General features: G+C 50.7%; 19 protein-coding genes. 7 read left to right on the top strand and 12 right to left on the bottom strand.

The annotated features are described in order from the left end of the window. The 10 genes from I4W93_RS13395 to I4W93_RS13350 all read right to left on the bottom strand — a co-directional run. On the bottom strand, window positions 1–213 hold a 213-nt coding region (locus I4W93_RS13395; protein ID WP_224673441.1), incomplete at its 3' end, for a glucuronate isomerase. 46 nt (window positions 214–259) lie between these two features. Next, window positions 260–1,816, bottom strand: a complete 1,557-nt coding sequence (locus tag I4W93_RS13390) for a UxaA family hydrolase (protein WP_224673439.1) — start codon at window positions 1,814–1,816, stop codon at window positions 260–262. Between the two features lie 54 nt (window positions 1,817–1,870). Then, window positions 1,871–3,316, bottom strand: a complete 1,446-nt coding sequence (locus I4W93_RS13385) for a glycoside hydrolase family 28 protein (protein WP_224673436.1) — start codon at window positions 3,314–3,316, stop codon at window positions 1,871–1,873. Between the two features lie 173 nt (window positions 3,317–3,489). Further along, window positions 3,490–4,524 (bottom strand): LacI family DNA-binding transcriptional regulator, encoded by a 1,035-nt coding sequence (locus I4W93_RS13380; protein WP_224673435.1) that lies wholly within the window; start codon window positions 4,522–4,524, stop codon window positions 3,490–3,492. Window positions 4,525–4,534: 10 nt separating this feature from the next. Then, on the bottom strand, window positions 4,535–5,320 hold the full coding sequence (locus I4W93_RS13375) for an IclR family transcriptional regulator (RefSeq protein WP_205311297.1): 786 nt from the start codon (window positions 5,318–5,320) through the stop codon (window positions 4,535–4,537). 42 nt (window positions 5,321–5,362) lie between these two features. Further along, entirely contained in the window at window positions 5,363–6,658 is a 1,296-nt protein-coding gene (locus I4W93_RS13370) for a TRAP transporter large permease (RefSeq protein ID WP_205311298.1), read from the bottom strand. Continuing rightward, complete coding sequence (locus tag I4W93_RS13365; protein ID WP_205311299.1) at window positions 6,658–7,158, bottom strand: TRAP transporter small permease; 501 nt, start codon at window positions 7,156–7,158, stop codon at window positions 6,658–6,660. The genes I4W93_RS13370 and I4W93_RS13365 overlap by 1 nt, the downstream gene beginning before the upstream one ends. Next, entirely contained in the window at window positions 7,151–8,158 is a 1,008-nt protein-coding gene (locus I4W93_RS13360; protein ID WP_205311300.1) for a TRAP transporter substrate-binding protein, read from the bottom strand. The genes I4W93_RS13365 and I4W93_RS13360 overlap by 8 nt, the downstream gene beginning before the upstream one ends. Window positions 8,159–8,180: 22 nt before the next feature. Beyond that, window positions 8,181–9,023: a 5-dehydro-4-deoxy-D-glucuronate isomerase gene (kduI, locus tag I4W93_RS13355; RefSeq protein ID WP_205311301.1), complete on the bottom strand. Its 843-nt coding sequence runs from the start codon at window positions 9,021–9,023 to the stop codon at window positions 8,181–8,183. Between the two features lie 42 nt (window positions 9,024–9,065). After that, window positions 9,066–9,824: an SDR family oxidoreductase gene (locus tag I4W93_RS13350; RefSeq protein ID WP_205311302.1), complete on the bottom strand. Its 759-nt coding sequence runs from the start codon at window positions 9,822–9,824 to the stop codon at window positions 9,066–9,068. Window positions 9,825–10,196: 372 nt separating this feature from the next. Between I4W93_RS13350 and I4W93_RS13345 the strand changes: the two genes are divergently transcribed. The 4 genes from I4W93_RS13345 to I4W93_RS13330 all read left to right on the top strand — a co-directional run bounded on the left by I4W93_RS13345 (window position 10,197) and on the right by I4W93_RS13330 (window position 17,361). Then, complete coding sequence (locus I4W93_RS13345; RefSeq protein ID WP_205311303.1) at window positions 10,197–12,962, top strand: TonB-dependent receptor; 2,766 nt, start codon at window positions 10,197–10,199, stop codon at window positions 12,960–12,962. A 125-nt stretch (window positions 12,963–13,087) separates the two neighbouring features. Then, window positions 13,088–15,556 (top strand): glycoside hydrolase family 88 protein, encoded by a 2,469-nt coding sequence (locus tag I4W93_RS13340; protein WP_205311304.1) that lies wholly within the window; start codon window positions 13,088–13,090, stop codon window positions 15,554–15,556. Window positions 15,557–15,610: 54 nt separating this feature from the next. Beyond that, the gene (locus I4W93_RS13335; protein WP_205311305.1) at window positions 15,611–16,612 is read left to right on the top strand and encodes a pectinesterase family protein; all 1,002 of its coding nucleotides are present in this window, start codon (window positions 15,611–15,613) and stop codon (window positions 16,610–16,612) included. Beyond that, window positions 16,609–17,361: a rhamnogalacturonan acetylesterase gene (locus I4W93_RS13330; protein ID WP_205311306.1), complete on the top strand. Its 753-nt coding sequence runs from the start codon at window positions 16,609–16,611 to the stop codon at window positions 17,359–17,361. The genes I4W93_RS13335 and I4W93_RS13330 overlap by 4 nt, the downstream gene beginning before the upstream one ends. Window positions 17,362–17,407: 46 nt before the next feature. On the opposite strand, the gene grpE is transcribed toward I4W93_RS13330, so the two are convergent. Both grpE and hrcA read right to left on the bottom strand, forming a co-directional pair. Continuing rightward, the gene (grpE, locus tag I4W93_RS13325) at window positions 17,408–17,980 is read right to left on the bottom strand and encodes a nucleotide exchange factor GrpE (RefSeq protein ID WP_205311307.1); all 573 of its coding nucleotides are present in this window, start codon (window positions 17,978–17,980) and stop codon (window positions 17,408–17,410) included. Window positions 17,981–18,010: 30 nt separating this feature from the next. Next, window positions 18,011–19,042 (bottom strand): heat-inducible transcriptional repressor HrcA, encoded by a 1,032-nt coding sequence (hrcA, locus tag I4W93_RS13320; RefSeq protein ID WP_205311308.1) that lies wholly within the window; start codon window positions 19,040–19,042, stop codon window positions 18,011–18,013. Window positions 19,043–19,169: 127 nt separating this feature from the next. Between hrcA and nadK the strand changes: the two genes are divergently transcribed. The 3 genes from nadK to I4W93_RS13305 all read left to right on the top strand — a co-directional run bounded on the left by nadK (window position 19,170) and on the right by I4W93_RS13305 (window position 22,245). Next, complete coding sequence (gene nadK / locus I4W93_RS13315) at window positions 19,170–20,051, top strand: NAD(+) kinase (RefSeq protein ID WP_205311309.1); 882 nt, start codon at window positions 19,170–19,172, stop codon at window positions 20,049–20,051. A 102-nt stretch (window positions 20,052–20,153) separates the two neighbouring features. After that, a complete protein-coding gene (gene recN, locus I4W93_RS13310) occupies window positions 20,154–21,827 on the top strand; it encodes a DNA repair protein RecN (protein ID WP_205311310.1) in 1,674 nt (557 codons plus the stop codon). A gap of 67 nt (window positions 21,828–21,894) precedes the next feature. Continuing rightward, the gene (locus I4W93_RS13305) at window positions 21,895–22,245 is read left to right on the top strand and encodes an outer membrane protein assembly factor BamE (protein WP_205311311.1); all 351 of its coding nucleotides are present in this window, start codon (window positions 21,895–21,897) and stop codon (window positions 22,243–22,245) included. Window positions 22,246–22,265: the final 20 nt, after the last annotated feature.

Here is a 22,265-nt window from a genome sequence, read left to right as displayed (position 1 = left end):
ACGAAACACATAATGGTCCGGCAGCAACAATAAGGCAGTGGCATTGTCCCAATTGGCGTCTTCAGCAAACCAACTTGGATCGGTATGGCCGTGCGGACTAACGATCGGCAAGTCTTTAATTTGCTGATATAAACGCCGGGCGATATCGCGCACCACTGGATCTGACGGAAATAACCGGTCCGGGTGCAGTTCTAAGCGACGACTCTGTGCCATATTCAAGTCCTGTTATAAAAAGTGTTTAAATTCAATACGTTTATTTTTAAAGCGTGACGCCATTTTTCCAAATGGCAATTTCGCGGTTATCCGACTGCTCATTGCGCGTGGCTTTGCCTGAAGCGACATCCACCAGATAACGGAAAAAATCATGGCTAAACTGCTCGGCATTCTGACCTTTTTGCAACAGGCCGCCGGCGTCATAGTCGATCCACTGCGGCTTGCGCGCCGCCAGCGAAGAATTCGACGAAATTTTCACCGTCGGTGCCGGAAAGCCCAGCGGCGTGCCACGGCCGGTGGTAAACAGCAATAAGGTAGCGCCGGCAGCCGTTAAAGCAGTGGACGACACCGCGTCATTACCCGGCCCTTCAAGCAGGGTTAAGCCACTTTGGCTGGCCATATCACCATAACGGATCACCTGATTAACCACCGCTGAGCCACCTTTTTGAATAGCGCCAAGCGATTTTTCTTCCAGTGTGGTTAAACCACCGTCTTTATTGCCCGGGCTGGGGTTTTCATACACCGGTTGTTTGTTGTCGATAAAGTACTGCTTAAAGTCATTCACCAAGGTAACAATATCGCCAAACACCTGCTCGTTTTGCGCCCGCGCCATAAACACCTGCTCGGCACCAAACATTTCCGGCGTTTCGGTCAGTACCACTTTGCCGTTACCGGCAGCGACTAAATCGGCAATGCGGCCGACCAGCGGATTAGCGGTTAAACCGCTTAAGCCGTCAGAGCCACCGCATTTCATCCCCATTACCAAATCGGATACCGGGCACGGTGTGCGTTTATCAGTGCGCATCTGTGCGACTAACTCATCTACCGCCGCCAGCCCCTGCTCTATCTCATCTTCTACCTGTTGAGCATTAAACGAGCGGATGCGGCTTAAATCGACACCCGGGCTGGCGGCCAGCAACTTGCTTAGCTGATTGTTCTCGCAGCCCAGGCCCATTACTAATACGGCGCCGGCATTGGGGTGCTGAATAAGCCCGGCCAGTAAGCGGCGGGTGTGGTCTAAATCATCGCCCAACTGCGAGCAGCCAAACGGATGGGTAAAAGCATGGATACCGTCAATCTCATCGCCATAACGCTGGCGTGCCTGTTCGGCCACCCGCATGGCGGCACGGTTAACACAACCGACGGTGTTGATGATCCACAGCTCGTTGCGGGTGCCTACTTTGCCGTTAGCACGGCGATAGCCCATAAATTCTGTCGGTAAGCCAGCCGGAAACGCCAACGGCTGCGCCTGACAACCGCTGTAACGGTAGTCGACCTGGCCGCTTAACAGCGTAGCCAGATTATGCGAGTGAATATGCTCACCGGCTTTAATATCAGCCGTCGCCGCACCGATGGCAAAGCCGTATTTAATTACCGGCTGGCCCTTGGTGATATTTGTTAGTGCCACTTTATGCCCGGCCGGTATTGCCTGCTGAGCGCTTAGCTGCGCAAACGGCTCAGGCAAGGCAACACCTTGCGCCAGCGGTTGCAATGCCACCACTACGTTGTCACGCGGGTGTACCTGCAACACCTGCAGCTGCTCGCCGATATCTGCCGGTGTATCCAGTTTGGTACTGCAACCGGGTTTTTGCTCTGTGCTCATATTCAGCCTTCCTGCACCTTGTCTAGCGGTGGCAAACTGGGGTTAAAAAAACAGTCATAATGTTAATGCTTCACCATTTAAGGTTAGATCGACCGCATCAATCTGCGCCACATTCTCCAGCACCCCAAGGCTGCCGGTTTGGTTAAACTGCACATGGTGCAAGCTAACACCGCTGATTGGCGCGCGCTCAAAACCACGCAGTAAAAAGGCCCGCTGGGCTTTTTGTACGCGTAAATTACTGATATGCAAATTCTTAACCTGCGGCAGGTGGGCCCCGGCATCGCCTTCTTCGTAGAAGAAGTTAATCACGATAGCGTCTTTTACTTCGCCGATATCAATATCGCGGATAGAGATATTCTCAATTAGGCCACCGCGCACCGAATTGGTTTTAATGCGAACACCGCGCTCTAAATCCGGGCTGCTCATGCGGCAGCGGCGGGCAAAAATATTGCGTGCCCCACCGGATATCTCACTGCCTAGCACCACACCACCGTGGCCGGCGCGCATCATACAATCCTGGATCACCACATTTTGTACCGGTGTTGCCAAACGGCGGCCATCGTTATTGCGGCCGGATTTCAGCGCAATACAATCATCGCCGGTATCAAACAGGCAGTTTTCAATTAATACCCGGTTGCTGGACTCCGGGTTACAACCATCGGAATTTGGCCCATGGCTAACGCAGTTTACCCCGCGCACAATTACATCTTCGGACAGCACCGGGTTAATCAGCCAAAACGGCGAGTTACGAATGGTAATGCCTTCAATTAATACCCGCTTACAACGATACGGCTGAATAAACGGTGGGCGTAAATAGTTTTGCTCAAACACGCGTTCTGCGACCGGCACGCCGGCTTCCGCCATAGCAAACAGTGGGTTGCGGGTATTGGCCTGATCGGTTTTCGCGTCCAGCTGCCAAGGCGTATGTTTCCATTGGCCCTTCCACGGCCACCACTGGGTATTGCTGCCGTTGCCTTCCAGAATACCTTCACCGGTTATGGCGATGTTTTCCTGCTCAAAGGCATAAATCAGCGGCGAGTAGCCCATCAACTCTACGCCTTCCCAACGGGTAAATACCGCCGGCAGGTAGCGCTGTGGTTCAGGGTAAAACGACAGTACGGCAGCGTTTTGCAGATGCAGGTTTACGTTAGATTTTAAATGCACCGGCCCGGTGTTAAAGCGCCCGGCCGGCACCACTACGCGGCCACCACCAGCTGCCGCGCAGGCTGCAATAGCTGCACTGATGGCCGTGCTACTGTCAAAGTCTGCAGCAGCTTTGGCACCAAACTCAGTAATAATAAAATCCTGTTTGGCAAACGCCGTTGGCGCGATGCTGGCGATAATTGCATCAGCTTTTTGCCATAACACAGCATCAGCAGCATCACTGGCAGAAGTTGTTAAAGCAGACAGCGACGAGCAGCCATTTAACGACCATAACGACAAGCCCATTCCCGCCAGGCCTAAGGTTTTTAAATGCTGTCGTCTTAATCTGTCTGTCATAGATTTCTCCGCTGCTGCCGGCCGCTACCTTTCCGCGTGCATCTGCTTTACTTCGCAATTGTTACTATAATAACCAATTTGCCACCGGTGGCAAGTAATTCGACAAACTTTTTGCCAACGGTGGCAGAAAATTTTACCAGTGAAATTTTTTTGTCTGCATCAGGCCTGACAAGTTAGTTGCTGTTGCCTGGCACTCTGGCAGTAGACTCACGAACTACCAGCGTTGGTGCTACCTTGGCTGCCACATTGGTCGCTGCTTTATCGTTGTTTTCTATCGACATAATCAGCTTGCTGGTGGCCAATAACGCCATTTGCCGCACCGGCCGTTTAATGGTTGTTAGCGCCGGTATTACCCTGGACGCCAGCATATTGTCATCAAAGCCGGCCACCGATAATTGCTCCGGCACTTTAATGCCCAGGCTATGCGCCACTTTAAGCACCCCAGCAGCCATTTGATCGTTATTGGCAAAAATAGCTGTTGGTCTGGTTTCGACCTGCAGTAATTGGCGTGCACACTCGATACCGGTTTCAAAGGTATTATTGCCTTCAATAATCCAGTCTGGCCGCAATTTAATGCCGTAGGCCGATAAGCCAAGCTGAAAACCTTCCATCCGCTCTGTTGATGATTTATAGCGCTGCGGCCCACTGATAAAGGCGATATGCTCATGCCCGAGCTGAGCAAAATAGCGCGCCATCTCGGCTGCGGCAGCGCGGTCGTCCGATACCACGATATGTTTGGCCTCATCTAACGCCACTGAGCTTAAACGCACATAAGCGCTGCCCGAGTCTTTTAGTGCCAGTGCCAGGGTTTCTGATTCTGACACCGGCGGCAGTACGATAACGCCATCTAGTTTAGAGCGCTGCATAAAGCGCAAACAGTCTTGCACCAGGGTTTCACTGCGATAACGACACGGATGCACTACCAGCTCGTAACCAAGGTTAGAGCACACCTCCAGCACACCGCGTTGTACGTCATCCAGATACAAGGCATCGGGGTTATCGTAAATTAACCCCAACAAATAAGAACGGCTGGATGCCAGGCCGCGCGCCTGAGTATTGGGCGAGTACTTTAATTCGCTAATCACTTTTTCTACCCGGGTGCGGGTAGTTTCACCGACACTAAGTGAGCCGTTAATCACCCGCGATACCGTGCGCTTAGACACACCGGCAATACGGGCTACATCATTTATCGTGGCTTGTTTTTGCATAAGTCTCATCTTATTGACCACGCGCACTATTAGCGACCAACTGTGGCCGGTAGGTACTAAGCGCAATATCAATCGCCGTTTGCTTTACACTGGCGATAAGATCGGTTTGCACCTTTTTGGCGAACAACTGCAGCGGGCCGGTAATGCCAACAGCGGCGACGACGCTACCCTGACTGTTCCGCACCGGCACTGCCAGGCAACGCACATCATCGTGGTATTCCATTTCGTCGCTAGCATAACCGCGCGCTAGTATGCGCTGCAACTCTGTTGTTAACTCATTCGGTTGTACCAGGCTATGTGAGGTGCGCTGCTTGAATAAGCCGGCAGTCGCCAAGCTGTGTATTTGGTCAAAATGATGAAACGCCAGAAACACTTTGCCGGCAGCAGAGCAGTTAAAATCGGCAATTGTGCCTGGCCTGGCGGCCAAGCGCAGCGGGTTTGGGCTGTCACATACCTCTACCAGCAGAGCGCCTTTGGCATGCGGTAGCGCCAAATGCGCACTTAAGCCGGTGCTCAGCGCCAACTGTTGCAACATTGGCAACGCCTGTTGCTGCAAACGTTGTGAACTTAGCAGGCTTAAACCCATTTTAAACAGCTGCGCCCCAACCAAATAACGCTTACCCTGTTTTTCCAGCACCTGCTCCTGGCACAGGGTTTGTAAAATACGAAACGCCGTGGTGCGCGGCACTGCTAAGCGCTGCTCCAGTTCGGTTAAACTCAGGCCCTGGTCCGACTCTGTCACCAGTGACAGAATACGACAAGCATTGGCCAGATTAGGGATCACGTAGCTTACCATCGGTTAACTCCTGAGTTTACCATCTGTTGAAAAATAAGCTGGTTAAAAACCAAATTGCTTTGGCAGCCATTCACTGATTGCCGGCACATAAGTTACCAGCATCAACACCACAAACATTGCCAGATACAGCGGCATTAATGGCCGTATAATCGACTCAAGCTTGGTTTTGGCAATAGCACAACTGACAAACAACACACTTCCTACAGGCGGCGACACCAGGCCGATGGATAAATTCAACACCATCATAATGCCGAAATGCAGTGGGCTCATGCCCAGCTCTACCGCTACCGGTAAAAAAATCGGCGTAAAAATAAGCACTGCCGGCGTCATATCCATAAAGGCACCTACCAGCAATAAGATCAAATTAATCATCAACAAGATCAGCAAAGGGTTGTCGCTAAGTGCCAGCATAGCGGCACTAATGGTTTGTGGAATTTGCTCGTAGGACAAAATCCACGACATGGCTGAAGAGGTGGCGATTAAGGCCATAACGATGGCGGTAGTTTCCGCCGACTTCATTAAAATGCCCGCTAACTCAGTGGTTTTTACTTCCCGGTAAATACCTACAGCTAAAATTAGCGAATACACGACGGCGATAGCACCGGCTTCAGTGGCAGTAAAAACACCGCTGACAATACCGCCAATTACCAGAAATATCATAAACAGGCTGGGCAGTGCTGCCGCCACTTTTTGCACTACCAGCTTTAACGGTAAACGCGCGCCAACCGGGTAGCCTTTTAGTTTGGCGTAGCCAGCACAAACCAGCATTAGCGAAACTCCCAACAAAATACCCGGCACATACCCGGCTATAAACAGTGCCGCTATGGATACGCCGCCACTGGCAATGGCATAGACAATTAAAATGTTACTCGGCGGAATAAGCATGCCGGTAGTGGCAGCCGCGGCCGTAACAGCAGCGCTGTAGTTAACGTCATAGCCCTGCTTTTTCATCTCTGGCAGCATAAAACTGCCAATAGCCGAGGTAGCCGCCACGGCAGAGCCGGATATAGCACCGAAGAACATACAGGACACCACATTCACCAACGCCAGACCACCAGGCAGCATACCTACCAGCGCCATGGCGCATTCAATTAAGCGTTTAGCGATGCCGCCACGGCCCATAATTAAACCCGACAACACAAAAAACGGGATCGCCAATAAAGCAAAGCTGTTAATACCACCTGCCATGCGCTGCGCCATCGTGGTCACCGCTGGCATAACATCAACGCTGAGCAACATCGTTGCCAGCGTGGCTAAACCAATACAAAATGAAATAGGTACGTTTAGCAGCAACAAGCCAAAAAATACCAGTAACAGAACCAGAATCGCCATTTCCATCAGTGCATCCCCTCAACCGGCTGCATCGGTTTATTTATCAGCATAAAATACAGCTGGCACACGCCATAAAACGCGATCAGTAGCCCCGATAGCGGCAGCGCAACATAGATATACGCCATCTTAATATTCAGCGCGGCCGACATTTGGTTCAGCTCCCAGGTGAGCGCCACCAGATTGCCACCACCGACTACCATCACGGCGATAGCAAAAATCACCACTGCAGCGGTCAGCACCATCGCCAACCGGCGCCGTATTGCCGGGTTAAACTTCTGCGTTACGATATCCAGCCCCAGATGCACGCCGGTGCGATAGGCAAAAGCGGCACCCACCATGCCAATCCAAATTAGCAAGGTGCGCGATAATTCTTCAGTAATGGAACTAGGGGCATTTAACACAAAACGTGATACCACCTGCCAGCTCACCACCAAGACGATGGCGGCCATTAACGCGGCGAGAAACCATTTCAGTATGCTGTCTACCCAATGCACTAACTTAGTCATGGCTTGGCTCCATTTGCGCAGCTACATCGGCAATTTGCTGCAATAAAGGCCCGATATCGCTTTGTTTAAGGCTCTGATGAAACGGGGCTACCGCATCGCGAAACGGCTGTTTGTCAGGGTAAATTACCGTAACACCGGCGGCTTTTACCGCCGCTAAGGCATCATCGGATACCTGCTGCCAGGCGGCGCGCTGATAAGCGATTGAATCATTTGCTGCCTGCTGCAGCCATTGTTGCTGCTGCGGGGTTAAATCCTGCCACACCGGCAGACTCATAATCAGCACATCCGGCACGGCGGTGTGCTCATCCAGGGTGTAGTATTTGCTTAGCTCATAATGGCGCGATAAGTAAAAACTGGGCGGGTTGTTCTCGGCGCCATCCACAACGCCCTGCTGCAAGGCAGTATACAGCTCGCCCCAATCTACCGGCGTGGCGGCGCCACCTAAGGCTTCCACCATTTTTACGGCAGTTTGGCTGGCCAGCACGCGAAATTTTTTACCGCGTAAATCTGCCGGCGTGTGAATTTCGGTATTGGTAGAGTAAAAACTGCGACTACCGGCATCATAGTAGCCCAAGCCATGCAGGCGGGCCGGTTGCAGCGCCATTAGCAGCTCTGTGCCAGCCTTACCGTTTAATACCTGCCATAAATGCGCATTGTTGTTAAAAATATACGGCACGCTAAAAACGCGCATTTGCGGTACAAAGCTTTCTACCGAACTGGCTGACACCTTGGTCATGGCCAGGCTGCCAATTTGCAACAACTCAATCAGCTCGCGCTCGTTACCCAGCTGGCCGCCACTGTATATCTCTATTTGCATACTGCCATCAGAATAATGCGCGAGGCGCTCGCCCATTAACACCATGGCTTTGTGCACCACATGTTGCTGATCCAACGTATGCGCTAAGCGTAAGGTGGTCACTTCCTGCTGCGGCTTGCAGCCCGTTAGCGCAGTAACCGTCAGCATAAGCAGGCAGCAGGCCCGCCAGGTAATAGTTTTCATAACGCGTCCTATCCTGTTGCCGTTACTTCATTGCGCTGGCAGGGAATTTGTCCATATCGTGATAATCCAGGTTTTCACCGGCCATGCCCCAAATAAAGGCATAATTGCTGGTGCCACAGCCACTGTGAATAGACCACGCCGGCGACACCACTGCCTGCTCGTTAGCCACCCAAATATGCCGTGTTTGCTGCGGTTGGCCCATAAAGTGACAAACGCGCTGATCGTCAGCGAGGTTAAAATAAAAATAGGCTTCCATCCGCCGGTCATGCTGATGCGCCGGCATAGTGTTCCATACGCTACCCGGTTTAAGTACCGTCAGCCCCATCTGCAACTGACAGGTTTGCACCACGTCATTAATCATCAACTGGTGAATAGCACGCTCGTTCGAGGTTTCCAACGCGCCCATTTGCAGCACGGTGCAGTTATCCATCGTCAGGTGTTTGGTAGGATATGCATGGTGCGCCGGAGCGGAATTCAGATAAAATTTGGCCGGTTTTGCACTATCAGTACTGTGAAAGCTAACCTCACGCGCGCCCATACCAACATACAATGCCTCAGTGTTTTTCAGCTCGTAGTCGCTGCCATCCACACTGACTTTGCCGCTACCACCTACGTTAATAATGCCCAGCTCACGGCGCTGCAAAAAATACTCTGCTTTAAGTGGCTCCGGCGCCTCAAGCTTTACTGCCGCTTTTACCGGCACCGCACTACCCACTATTACCCGCTCGTAATGGGTGTAACACAGTACCAGCTTGTCGGCCTGCATCAGGTTATCTACCAAAAAATGCTGACGCAGCTGGTCAGTGTCGTAATGCTTTACGTCATCCGGGTGAGTGGGATAACGGCTGTCAAATAAAACTGTCATAAAAACCTCAATTGAAAAATTCCGTGGTAAAAATAAGCGCGCTTAGCGCGCCAGCCAGCCGCCATCAACTGCCAGCACATGGCCATTAACGTAGTTAGCCGCATTGGATGCCAAAAACACCGCCGCACCGGCTAAATCTTCCGGCTCGCCCCAACGCCCTGCCGGAATACGGGCCGTAATGGCGGCGTTACGCGCGGTATCCGCTTGCAACGCCGCGGTGTTGTCGGTGCTAAAATAACCCGGCGCAATGGCATTAACCTGAATATTATGCTGCGCCCATTCGTTGGCTAATGCTTTGGTTACGCCGGCAATGGCGTGTTTACTGGCGGTATAAGCCGGCACCGTAATGCCGCCGCTATACGATAGCATTGAGGCGATATTAATAATTTTGCCTTGTTTGCGTTTAATCATCTCTGCGCCCAGACGCTGACTGAGCAAAAACGCCGCATCAAGGTTTACTGCCATCACCTTGTGCCATTCGTTCATTGGAAACTGATGCGCCGGCGCACGAAAAATAGTACCGCCACAATTTACTAAAATATGCACCGGCCCCAGTGCCAGCGCCTGTTCAGCCAGTTGCTCTACTGCCGCTTCATCACTTAAATCAGCAGCCAGAGCGCTGGCTTTGCCGCCGGCGTTGTTAATGGCGGTCACGGTATCATTGCTGCCGCTTGCCGACGAACTGGCACACAGCACTGAAGCACCTGCCTGTGCCAGGGCTACGGCGATTGCCCGGCCTAAACCGCGGCTCGCGCCGGTGACTAAAGCGGTTTGTCCGGCCAGTGAAAATAAGCTTGCCATTGGGCTCTCCTGTTAGCTGGTTTTGCTTGTTGTAGCTTTGAAACTGTTCAAATATGGAACAATTTAAAAATTCAAAATCAACAACAAACCTTAAATATTAGTGACTTAAGTCAAGTTTACATAATTCAGTTACAAATTATACCGATTTAAACTCTATCAATAATTGACAGCTTTTAGTTGATGGTGTTAGCTTTTTGCCATCGGTGGCACAAAATTGCAAGTTTTTTTTGCCACCGGTAGACAAAGGATATAAGCTGAATACAAAACAAGCAAATCGACAGGGAGCAGACTGACATTGCTCCGACAAAATAGCTAAAGCCGGGCATGACTCCGGCTAAGATAACAAGTCAATTCAGGACGAGGTGAACACAGATGGCTTATCGCAACACGCAATTTCGCCCAACTAAACTGGTACGGGCGCTTACCCTGGCCGGTTTAGCAACCATTCTCGGTACAGTACCGGCTTTGCAGGCGCAACAGGCTGAGCAGCAAACACCGGCACAAGTGCAGGAAGAAGATATCGAAGTGATCACCGTTACCGGTGGTTTTCGCGGTAGTTTGGCCAGCGCGCTAAACCAGAAGCGTTTTGAAACTGGCTCTACCGACACCATTAAAGCTGAAGATATTGCCGACTTCCCTGATTTAAACTTAGCCGAATCATTGCAGCGTATTCCGGGTGTGGCTATCAGCCGCGTTGCCGGTGAAGGCCGGCAAATTTCGGTACGCGGCTTAGGCCCGGATTTTACCCGGGTGCGTATCAACGGCATGGAAGCACAGTCTACCAGTGGTGGTACTGATGCAATTGGTGGTGCAAACCGTGGCCGAGGCTTTGACTTTAATACCTTTTCATCCGATTTATTCAGCGAGCTTACCGTGCGTAAAACGGCGTCAGCTAACGTGGAAGAAGGTTCATTGGGTGCCACGGTAGACTTGCGCACTGCGCGGCCGTTTGACTACGACGGCTTCACTTTTGCGGCTAATGTGCAGGCTGGCTACAATGATCTGTCTGAAGAGGTTGACCCAAAAGCGTCTTTCCTGGTAAGCAATATTTTTGCTGACGGCAAATTTGGCACGCTGTTTTCATTGGCGATGTCGGAGCGTAATGTGAAAGACGACGGCGCAAGTACCGTACGTTGGGATAACGTAAATGACTTTGGCAGTTATCAGGGTGCCGCTGATGCACCAGAACTGGCGGGCATTAACAATGGTTTTCGTCCCCGCTTACCACGCTACGATTCTTACACCCACAACGTAAAACGCACCGGCGCTGCGGCGGCGTTTGAGTTTAGGCCGAGCCCGGAAACCCGCTTTAACCTTGATATTTTATATTCGAAAGACGATTCAACCCGCAATGAAATTTTTACCCAGGGCATACTTAACGGTAACAGCCAGGCTGCACGGATGAACGTACTGGATTACGAAGTTGACGATAGCAATACCGTAACTTACGCCGCCTTTGAAAATGCCACCGTACGCAATGAAAACCGATACGACGAGCTGGGTACGGAGTTTTTACAGTTCAGTTTAAGTGGCCAGCATCAGCTTACGGACAACCTTAAGATCGATGGCATGATTGGCCGCGCAACCTCAGAATTTGATAATCCAATCCAAACCACTGTGGTAATGGAAAAAACCGGCGTTGATTTCAGCTACGACTATCGCGGCGCAAAACGCCAGGCACCAGAATTGCTATTTGGCGCAGGCGTGTTTGATGCATCAGGCTGGAGCACTAACAGCGTACGTTTACGTCCGCTAGGCGCTGAAAACACCTTTGACAACGCTGCACTTAATCTGGAATATGTTTTAAGTGAAGCCCTGACACTGCGCAGTGGCTTGCATTACAAAACCTTTGAATTTGAAACCTACGAAGCAAGGCGCTCAAGTGAAAATGCCGGCGGCGTAGTAATGACACCTGATTTAATCATGAGTTACAACTCCGGCCTGGGATCACAAGGTGCCTGGCTGGTGCCGGATCTGGCTGCAATTGACGCTGCTTATGACATCTACAGCAATTCAGGCGATTTTGTCGTAAGTTCAGATTTTCGCCGTGTAGATAACTACACCGCAGAAGAAAAAACCCTGGGAGCCTATCTGCAGCTAGCGTTTGAAACTGAGGTTGGCGATACCACCATCCGTGGAGATGTTGGTGGCCGCTATGTGAAGACTGATCAATCCTCGACTGCTTGGGCAACTCTGGGAGGCAGCAGCGAACAAATTACCGCTGAGCATGAATACAAAGAGTTTTTACCATCGTTAAACCTGGTATTTGAACCACTTGATGATGTTATTATCCGCTTTGGTTATGCCGAAGTTATGTCCCGCGCCGGTATAGGCAGCATCAGACCAAACGTGTCGGTATCTGTTTCCGGTGGTGCTCGCGCTATCAGTGGCGGTAACCCGACGCTGGAGCCAACCAAAGCCAAAACCTATGACTTAGGCTTAGAACTGTACTTTGACAATGAGTCTTTGTTAGGTGTGGCGGTTTTCCGCAAAGATATTGACAGCTATGTACAAGGCTTACGCGAAACCAAGCTATTTACTGAAACCGGCTTACCGATTCAGGCCGCTATCGATGCTTGTAATGCTGGTCCGGGTTACGGCCCGGATTGTAACGAGAACATTGAATGGCAAACCAATACGCCATTAAATGCGCCAGGTGGCAACCTGTACGGCTTTGAAGTGCAATACCAAATGCCATTCAGCTTCCTGCCAGAGGGCTGGGATCGCTTCGGCTTTATCGGTAACTACACTTATGTAAAAGCCCAGATGGACTACATCAACGCTGATGGGCAAATCCTGGCAACCCGCGATTTGCAAGGCTTATCAGAATCAACCCGCAGTGCAACCTTGTACTACGAGGATGACAAGTTCAGTGCCCGGGTTTCATTAACTGACCGTACTGACTATCTGACTAACGCTATCGGCCGTAACAACAATGATATGGAAGGCACAAACGCCACCCGTAATATCGATGCGTCAATGTCATATCAACTGACAGAGAAATGGAAAGTTAGCTTTGAAGCGCTTAACCTGACCGACGAAGTGGACGATCAATGGGTAGACTCAAGCGGTAACCGCTTAACCTACTACCACGCTACCGGCCGCCAGTACTACTTAGGCGCCCAGTACAAGTTCTGATCTAAGTGATGATTAAGCCACCGCTATGCTCTGGCATAGCGGTGTTATTTTTCCAGCAAAACGCAGAGCCACGGAAGGCCCGTTTTATGTAGCATGGAGCTACGAACTGTAATAACAGGTATTTTATGGCCCGTATCCTTTTTGGCAAGACCGTGTTAAGCCTGAGCATAGCCGCTGTTGTCAGCGCCTGCTCGCCACAACCTGAGGCTGAAGCACCTCAGGCAGCCACTAGCGACAACTACATTGCCAGCCTAAGTGTCGCTAATCCCTCTGCCTTTGCGCGTAACGAGCAAACGCTGCTGTTACCCTTTAGTGATCTTGGCGTAACAGCAGACCAGGCAAACGCGCTGGTAGCCGTGGAGGGTAACAATACCGTGCCATCACATCTGATAGACCACAACGGAGATGGTGCCAAAGATAGTTTATTATTACAGTTTGATTTGGCTGCTGCAGCCACGCAGCAGTTACAGATTATAAATGATAGCGCGCGGTTTAATGCGCAACAGCTGGCCAAACGTACCCAGGCTGAAATCTCGCATAAAACCGGCGGCCAGTGGCAGGATAGTAAATATATTGGTGGCGAGTTTCAAAACGTGACTGAACTGACCCCACCACCGCAGTATACCGACCATTCCGAATGGATCCGTTATGAAGGTCCGGGCATAGAATCTGATAAAGTTGGTTACCGTATTTATCTGGATTGGCGCAACGGCTTTGATGTATTTGGTAATAAAACCGGCAAGCCGGTATTGCATCAGGTCGGGCTGGATGGTTATAAGTCGTACCATGAAATGGCCGACTGGGGCATGGATTTACTTAAAGTTGGTAAATCGCTGGGTGCCGGTGGTTTTGGCTATTGGGATGGCGAAAAAGTACAGCTGGTATCCAAACTCAGCGGCCATACCGCTAAAGTGATTGAAAACGGCGCGTTGTATTCTGCATTGCAAATTCAGTATAAAGATTGGCAAATTGCCGGCAAAACCACGCAATTAACCGCTAATCTGTCGATGACCGCTGGCAGCCGTTTAGTACATACCCGCTTAGCCAGCAGCGAAGCACTAGATAACTTCGCTATTGGTCTGGTTAAGTTACCTAATACCAAACTGTTACAGGGCAAGCTGGATATTCCTGGCCACAGCTGGACGTATTTAGCCACCTGGGGCGAACAAACCCTGACCGGCGGTAACGACAAGCTCGGCATGGCGCTATTGTTTAAACGCGGCACCAATAAGCAGCTAACTGGCGATGACAACAGCCATGTTGCAGTTATGCAGCCGTCTGGCACAGAATTGGAATATTATTTTCTCTCGGCCTGGCACGGTGAACCGGGCGGCATTACAACCGAAGCTGAATTTGTTGCTTATCTTGAGCAGCAAGTGGAAAAACTGACGCTGACGCCCAGGCTAACGCTTAAAACCGCGTTATCACAACAGCAAAAAACCGGCGAGCTGACAGCAAAAGCTGCACTGGATTGGAGTGAACGCCTGGCCGCCAGCGAAATGACCCGACAAACGCCGTTTTATGCCTATGGCGGTTGGGATTTTGAGCGCCAGCGCCCCAGCAAGTGGGAATACACCACCGGCCTGCAGCTGCAAGCCTATGATGACTTGCTTAAATTACGGCCAAACCCACAGTGGCAGCAGGTGCTGAGCGATGTTATCGACTCCTTTATTACCCCGGAGGGCGATATCCGCACCTACAAAATCAGCAACTACAATATCGATAGTTTAAACAGCGGCAATATGCTGTTGCGCGAATATCAGCGTGACCCCAAACCTCACTACAAGCAGGCATTGGATTTACTGCGTAAACAGCTGACTGAGCACCCGCGTACCAGTGAGGGCGCCTTCTGGCATAAAAAAATATACCCGCATCAGCTGTGGTTAGACGGCGTTTATATGGGCATGCCGTTTCTGGCCAATTACAGTAAAGCCTTTGAGCAAGGCCATGCCTTTGATGAAGTGGTAAAAGAATTTACCATCAGCCGCGCCAAACTGCGCGATCCCAACACCGGCCTGTATTATCACGCTTGGGACGAAGCCCGTGAGCAAGATTGGGCAGATAAAGACAGCGGCCTGGCAAGTCAGTTCTGGGGCCGCGGCTTAGGCTGGTTGGCGATGGCACTGGTAGATGTGCTGGAAATTATCCCACAACAGCAAACCGAATTGCGTCAGCCGTTACTGGATATGGCAGCTGAGCTGGCCGATGCACTGGTAAAGGTGCAGGATGCGCAAACCGGTACCTGGTATCAAATTTTGGATAAACCTGACGCCCCGGGTAATTATTTAGAGTCGTCAGCCAGCAGCATGTTTACTTACTTTTTTGCTAAAGGCGTAAATAACGGTTATTTGGATGCCAGCTATAAAGCTACCGCAGTAAAAGCCTATAAGGGCCTGATAGATGAATTTATTCTGCTGCATCCGGATAACAGCATTAGCTTAGTGAATACCTGCCAGGTAGCCGGTTTAGGTTTTGGCCGCGACGGCAGCTATGAATACTATATGAGCGAGCCGGTGTTTCGTAACGACGCTAAAGCCAACGGCCCCTTTATTATGGCCGGAGTGCAAATGGCAAAACTGCTTACTACTAACTAAGTTTTCTTCCTGTGTATTAGGCCGGCAGTAGCTGGCCATTTTTTTAGGTACCCAATGAAACAGTTTATTTACCTGCTCGCTATTCTGCTGTCTCCAGTGTGCGTCAGTGACGTGATCACACTCAAGGTAGCACAAAGCGGCGGTGCGCCGTTTCGCAGTATTCAGCAAGCGATTAACAGCCTGCCGGATAACGATAAGCAGGCTATTATCCAGATTGGCCCGGGTGTCTATGCCGAGAAGATTTATCTGACCCGCAATAAAGTCGCGCTGATTGGCGCAGGGGCTGACAACACCGAAATTCGCGAGGCCGAACTGCGCACTAACTGGCTAAAACAGCACCCCAGTGATTGGGGTGCTGCAGTGGTGAATATCCGCGCCAGTGATATAGCACTGCTGAATATCAGCATTGTAAACAGCTATGGCGAACTGACCGGTGATAACGAACATCAATTCGCCGTGCGCGGCTTTGAGCAAGCCACGCGTATTATCACCGCCAATTGCCGTATTATTGCCGGCGGGGCCGATACCCTAAGCCTGTGGAATAAAACCGACGGCATGTATTACCACGATAACTGCTACTTTGAAGGCCATACCGATATGGTGTGCCCGCGCGGTTGGGCGTTTTTCAGTAACTCGACCTTTATGAATAAAAAGACCTACGCTACTTTGTGGCATGACGGTGAGTTAAAAGAGCAGCAAAAAATGGTGGTGCGCGACTCGCACTTTGACGGCGTGCCGGGCTTTATGCTGGGCCGGCGCCACTACGACGCGCAGTTTTTCCTGATCAATAACCAGTACAGCGGTAATATGGCCGACAAGCCGATATTCCGCCACACCTACCCGATAGAACCACAGCGCGACCGCGCCAATTTGTGGGGCGATCGCTATTACTTTAGCCATACAGATAATAAGCAGGTTATTTATCCATGGCTGCAAACTCACTTGCCTGTTGGTGTAACAGCAGAGCAGATCACTGCCAAGTGGATCTTTGCCGGCCGCTGGGATCCGCAGCTGCAACTAAAAACCCTGCTGAAACTAAATGAGGAAAATCAATGAAGCTTTTGGTCTCGCTATTTTTTTGCCTAGCCTTTACTCAAGCTCAGGCTGATGAGCTAAAGCCGCTAAAGTTACATCTGGTAGGCGACTCCACTATGTCTGACAAAGCCAACCTGGCCTACCCTGAACGCGGCTGGGGCCAGCTGTTGCCGCAGTTTTTATTGCCACAACTTACAGTCGTAAACCATGCCGCCAATGGTCGCAGCACCCGGCGTTTTCTCGACGAAGGCCGCTGGCAGTTGCTGTTAAGTGAGCTTGGCAAGGGCGATTATGTACTGATCCAGTTTGGCCATAACGACTCGAAACAATCCGATCCGGCGCGCTATGCCGCCTTTGACAGTGACTATCAAAGGTTTTTAAAACAATTTATCACCGATGTGCGTGAGCGTGGCGCCACGCCAATGCTGGCCAGCTCGATTTGCCGGCGCAACTTCGCTGCAGATGGCAGCTTAACACGTGATCTGGCCGACTACGCTAACGCCGCCTACGACGTGGCCAAAGAGACCAACGTCAGCTTCTTCGACTTGCAGCAGCTCAGCTGTGATTTTTGGCAGCAGCAGGGCCAAGACGGCAGCCAGCCATATTTTATTCAGGTACCCGCCGGGCTTTATCAGAAGTTTCCCGACGGCAAGGTGGACAACACCCACCTGACATTGCAGGGTGCCAGCAGAATTGCCCAGCTTTTTGTGCAGGGGCTAAAAAAGCAGCAACATCCACTTACCGCTTATATCTACCGCGAGCTATTGTAAAAAAACCGGCGTAAAGCCGGCTTTCTCTGTAGTCGAAGGGTAAAGCTTAGTCCGGTGCTTTAGACACACCTACCATGGCTGGGCGCAATAAGCGGCCGTTTAACTCGTAACCTTTTTGCATTACGAAGGTAACGGTGTTCGGCGCTACGTCAGCAGAGGGCTGTATACTCATGGCTTGATGCAACTCTGGGTTAAATGGCTGGCCTTGAGGGTCTACCTGGTTAACACCAAATTTTGCCACGGTATCGAGGAAACTTTTTAGTGTCAGCTCAACCCCTTCAATAATACCTTTTAGCGCTTCATCTTCACGGTCAATAAAACCCAATGCCCGCTCCAGATTGTCGACTACCGGCAATAGATCACCGGCAAATTTTTCCAGGGCAAATTTATGCGCTTTTTCCACGTCCATACTGGCGCGGCGGCGTACATTTTCTGATTCAGCTTTAATGCGCAACATCATATCTTGTTGCTCTGCAACCTGGCTTTTTGCCGCGGCTAATTCCGCTTCCAGTTTAGCGATAATGGCCTGCTCACCCGACAATTCTACGGTATCGGCGTGCTCATTTTGTTGCTGAGGTTGCTCAGTGCTGTTGTCGTTTGGCTGTTGTTGCTCAGTCATGCGTTACTACTCCAAAATTAACTAGGTGTATTATGGGGATGCTTGGCGCCGATTCAAGTTTAAATTTAATTGTCGTGCGCACGCCTCCACTAACGGAATTAATCTGGCGTAGTTCATCCGCCGCGGCCCTAGCAGGGCAATAAAGCGTTTTGGCTGCAATTGATAACGCTGCACTATTACACTAACGTTGGCCAATTCTACAAAACCAGACTCTTTACCCAGCAACAATTTAGGCTGGTCGTCCAGCGTAACGGTGTGCAACAACCGCAACAGCCCTTCGGGTTGCTCCAACATCTGCATCACCTGTTGCAGGGCCGGGTTTTGTTGATACTCCGGTGTCAGCAGCAGTTGATGCTGGCCGTATATTAATGGTTGGTGTTGCTGCAGTTCATCTAAACTAATTTGCCCCAACACCTTTTGCAGCAGTTGCTGACATAAACCTGCTTCACCACGTATCACGCCTGCCAGCCGCTCAATACCATCCTGCCACTGCCCGCCGCCGCCCAAAGCCGCATTTAACAGGCACAATACTTTACTTAGCGTACTACCATCAATCGCCGTTTCACAATGCAATACCCGGTGCAAAATATCACCGTCTTCATCAATTACCACCAGCAACAATCGATCACTGGCCAGACGCACCAAGTCAATTTGCCGCACAATACGGCCATCAGCTTTAGGCGCGCTGACAATAGCAACAAAGCCGGTAAGGTTAGTTAGCAACTGCCCTGCTTGCTGACATAACAGCGACACCGGCAGCTGAGGCGTTAACTTACGTTGCAGCTCATTCTGCCAAAAGCCGGTTAATGGCTGCAGCTGTAGCATTTTGTCGATAAACAACCGTATGCCAGCCGTGGTCGGAATGCGCCCGGCAGAAGTATGCGGCGAACGAATGAGCCCCTGCTGCTCCAGCGCCATCATGGTATTGCGCACCGTGGCTGAGCTTACTGCCAACTGAGCATTATCGGCCAGTAGCTTAGAGGATACCGGTTGCCCGTCCAGCAGATACTGCTCTACGATCAACTTCAATATCAGCTCGGGCCGGCTCAGGGTTAATGTCATACGCCATACTCAATTTATTATTGTGGTTTGATATGGGGGCATTAGTGTGCAATTCAAGCAAAATGCACAGCTAGTGTCTTGCGCGCGCTACCGCTATACTGCCTTAACGTTTTGAAAGGAAACTGCTATGCCACATGCTTTTCACACTGTGGGCCTTATTGGAAAACCACACCATCAAGGCGCAAACAATACCCTGCTGGCCTTGTATCACTTTTTACAGCAGCAAGGACTAAAGGTCTATGTGGAAGAGCGCGTTGGCCAGTCACTGCCACTACCCGATGTCGAAGTATTGGATTTGGTCGAGCTGGGCAAAAAATGTGATCTGGCAATAGTAGTAGGTGGCGACGGCAATATGCTTGGTGCCGCCAGGGTACTGGCCCGGTTTGACGTTGCTGTACTGGGCGTGAACCGTGGCAATCTGGGGTTTCTAACTGATTTAGCACCAGAGAGTTTTCAACAGCCGTTAAGCGAGGTGCTGGCAGGCAACTTTGTCACAGAAAAGCGTAACTTGCTGGAAATCAGCGTACAACGCAATGGCTTAATTAAAAGCAGCAATAGTGCCGTAAACGAAGCCGTGCTACACGCCGACAAAGTAGCGCATATGATAGAGTTTGAAGCCTACATCAACGACGAATTTGTTTACAGCCAACGCTCAGATGGCTTAATTATCAGCACGCCGACCGGCTCCACCGCTTACTCGTTATCGGGTGGCGGTCCCATTTTAACGCCGGATCTGGATGCGGTTACTCTGGTACCCATGTTTCCCCATACCTTAAGCAGCCGGCCGTTAGTGGTGTCGGGTAGCAGCGAAATCCGGCTGAAAGTAGCCAGCACCAACGACGCACACCTGCAAATTAGTTGCGACAGCCATGTTATTCTGGCCGTAATGCCGGGTGATGAGATATACATCCGCAAACACCCCACGCCACTGCGGCTGGTGCACCCGCCGGGTTACAGCTACTTTCATGTGCTGCGCAATAAGTTAGGCTGGGGTAGCAAACTTTATTAACGGCCTGCTTGCTAAGTAGCCAATACCTGTATAAAGTTACTGTATAAATAAACACTGTTATTTTTACCAGTAAACATAACCTATTCAGGTTTGGAGTCTTGCATGCTGTGTCATCTGCATATTAGTAACTTTGCCATAGTACGCGCGCTGGAAATCGATTGGGCCAGCGGCATGTCTACTATTACCGGTGAAACCGGCGCCGGTAAATCTATCGCCATTGATGCGTTGTCTTTGTGCTTAGGTGAACGTGCCGATGCGGGTGTAGTGCGACCCGGTGCGGACAAAGCCGATATTGTCGCCAGCTTTGATATCAGTGCGCTAAAAGCAGCGCAACAGTGGCTGACAGAGCAAGACCTGGCAATGGGTAGCGAGTGTATAGTGCGCCGCGTGGTAAGTAATGAAGGCCGCTCTCGCGGTTATATCAATGGTGTTCAGGTGCCGGCGCAGCAACTCAAAGCGCTGGGGCAGCACCTACTTAGCATTCATGGCCAGCACGCGCACCAGCAATTACTCAAACACGATTATCAACGCCAACTGCTAGATGCCTTTGCTGCTAATAACCCGGTACTAGAGACAACTCGCAGCGCCTGGCGTAATTGGCAGCAGCTACAACGCGAATACAGTGAGCTGCAACAGTCACAGCAACAACGTGATGCACAGCGTCAGTTGTTGGAATACCAAGTCGCTGAGCTGGACAACTTTGCGCCACAAGATAATGAGTATCCGCAGTTAGAAGCTGAACATAGCCGTCTTAGCCACGGTAATACACTGCTTAGCCAAAGTCAGCATTGCCTGCAAATGCTATACGATGATGAACAGCAAAATATCTATCAGGCACTGTCGGTTGCCGCGGCACAAGTAGAGCAATTGTCTGCTCTTGATCCGGCGCTAAGCAACATAAGCCAGATGCTGCAGGATGCATTAGTACAAACCGAAGAAGCCAGTCGCGAGCTGCGCCGTTATGCCGATAAAGTAGAGCTGGACCCGGAGCGATTAGCCCAGGTAGATGAGCGCCTTAGCCAATGGCTAAATTTAGCCCGTAAACATCAGGTGGTGTTTGAACAGCTGCCCACACAGCATCAACAATTATCTGCCCAACTGGCGGCCCTTACCGGCAACGATAAACGCCTGTTGCAACTGGCTGCAGACATTGAACAAGCCAAACAACAGTACTTAAACCAGGCCGGCCAACTTAGCCAGCAACGCCAACAAGCCGCACAGCTGTTAAGCGACAAGATAAGCCATAGCATGCACGAACTAAGCATGGCTAACGCTCGATTTGCCATAGTATTAAACCAATTGAATACAGAGCAAGCCAGTGCAAACGGTATCGATACCATTGAATTTCAGGTATCGACCAACCCCGGCCAACCCCTGCAGCCCTTGCATAAAGTGGCATCTGGTGGTGAGTTGTCTCGTATCAGCCTGGCAATACAGGTAATACTGGCTGATAAAATCACCACGCCGACACTGATTTTCGACGAAGTAGACGTCGGTATCAGTGGTCCGGTGGCGGCCGGTGTAGGTCGCTTGCTACGCCAGCTGGGTGAAACCACACAAATTATCTGTGTAACCCACCTGCCCCAAGTGGCCAGCCTGGGCCACCAGCAACTGTATGTCGAAAAATATACCGACGGTCAGGCCACTGAAACTCGTATGCGCCAGCTAACTGATGAAGAACGTATCAGTGAAATTGCCCGTTTACTGGCCGGTGAAAACATCAGCGCCAGCGCGCTGGCAAATGCCCGCGAACTTTTATGTGCCCCTGCAGTCTGAAAGAAGGTTTTTCAGCAGGCTCGTCATAAGGTATGATGAGCCCATTCAGGTAAAGCAGAAGCAACAGATGAAAGCAGTAATTAAAATAGTCGTATTGGCCATTGGCCTGGCCAGCCTTAGTGCATGCAGCAGCTGGGTGTATCGTATTGACATCCCACAGGGTAACTTTCTCGAACAAAAAGACATTAACAAATTACGGGTGGCGATGACCAAAGAGCAGGTGCGTTATGTTTTGGGATCACCGGTAGCCGACAATGCCTTTGACAATGATACCTGGCACTATTTTTATGCCCTTAGAGGCGGCCGTGGCACTAACTTTGAAAAACAACTGATTGTTGAGTTCAAAGATGACAAGTTGCAGGATATTAAAGGTGATTTTGAGAAATCAGCCGACTTTAATACCCCACTGGATATCTAGCTAAGACGGTTAAGTTAAAA

The organism is Rheinheimera maricola (assembly GCF_016918075.2).
GTDB classification, from domain to species: Bacteria; Pseudomonadota; Gammaproteobacteria; order Enterobacterales; family Alteromonadaceae; genus Alishewanella; species Alishewanella maricola_A.
This window is presented reverse-complemented; position numbering and strand designations above follow the sequence as displayed.

Excerpts from the sequence above, each read along its gene's own strand:
- I4W93_RS13390 (WP_224673439.1), bottom strand. The coding sequence starts at position 1,816 with ATGAGCACAGAGCAAAAACCCGGTTGCAGTACCAAACTGGATACACCG.
- I4W93_RS13385 (WP_224673436.1), bottom strand. The coding sequence starts at position 3,316 with ATGACAGACAGATTAAGACGACAGCATTTAAAAACCTTAGGCCTGGCG.
- I4W93_RS13380 (WP_224673435.1), bottom strand. The coding sequence starts at position 4,524 with ATGCAAAAACAAGCCACGATAAATGATGTAGCCCGTATTGCCGGTGTG.
- I4W93_RS13375 (WP_205311297.1), bottom strand. The coding sequence starts at position 5,320 with ATGGTAAGCTACGTGATCCCTAATCTGGCCAATGCTTGTCGTATTCTG.
- I4W93_RS13370 (WP_205311298.1), bottom strand. The coding sequence starts at position 6,658 with ATGGAAATGGCGATTCTGGTTCTGTTACTGGTATTTTTTGGCTTGTTG.
- I4W93_RS13365 (WP_205311299.1), bottom strand. The coding sequence starts at position 7,158 with ATGACTAAGTTAGTGCATTGGGTAGACAGCATACTGAAATGGTTTCTC.
- I4W93_RS13360 (WP_205311300.1), bottom strand. The coding sequence starts at position 8,158 with ATGAAAACTATTACCTGGCGGGCCTGCTGCCTGCTTATGCTGACGGTT.
- kduI (WP_205311301.1), bottom strand. The coding sequence starts at position 9,023 with ATGACAGTTTTATTTGACAGCCGTTATCCCACTCACCCGGATGACGTA.
- I4W93_RS13350 (WP_205311302.1), bottom strand. The coding sequence starts at position 9,824 with ATGGCAAGCTTATTTTCACTGGCCGGACAAACCGCTTTAGTCACCGGC.
- I4W93_RS13345 (WP_205311303.1), top strand. The coding sequence starts at position 10,197 with ATGGCTTATCGCAACACGCAATTTCGCCCAACTAAACTGGTACGGGCG.
- I4W93_RS13340 (WP_205311304.1), top strand. The coding sequence starts at position 13,088 with ATGGCCCGTATCCTTTTTGGCAAGACCGTGTTAAGCCTGAGCATAGCC.
- I4W93_RS13335 (WP_205311305.1), top strand. The coding sequence starts at position 15,611 with ATGAAACAGTTTATTTACCTGCTCGCTATTCTGCTGTCTCCAGTGTGC.
- I4W93_RS13330 (WP_205311306.1), top strand. The coding sequence starts at position 16,609 with ATGAAGCTTTTGGTCTCGCTATTTTTTTGCCTAGCCTTTACTCAAGCT.
- grpE (WP_205311307.1), bottom strand. The coding sequence starts at position 17,980 with ATGACTGAGCAACAACAGCCAAACGACAACAGCACTGAGCAACCTCAG.
- hrcA (WP_205311308.1), bottom strand. The coding sequence starts at position 19,042 with ATGACATTAACCCTGAGCCGGCCCGAGCTGATATTGAAGTTGATCGTA.
- nadK (WP_205311309.1), top strand. The coding sequence starts at position 19,170 with ATGCCACATGCTTTTCACACTGTGGGCCTTATTGGAAAACCACACCAT.
- recN (WP_205311310.1), top strand. The coding sequence starts at position 20,154 with ATGCTGTGTCATCTGCATATTAGTAACTTTGCCATAGTACGCGCGCTG.
- I4W93_RS13305 (WP_205311311.1), top strand. The coding sequence starts at position 21,895 with ATGAAAGCAGTAATTAAAATAGTCGTATTGGCCATTGGCCTGGCCAGC.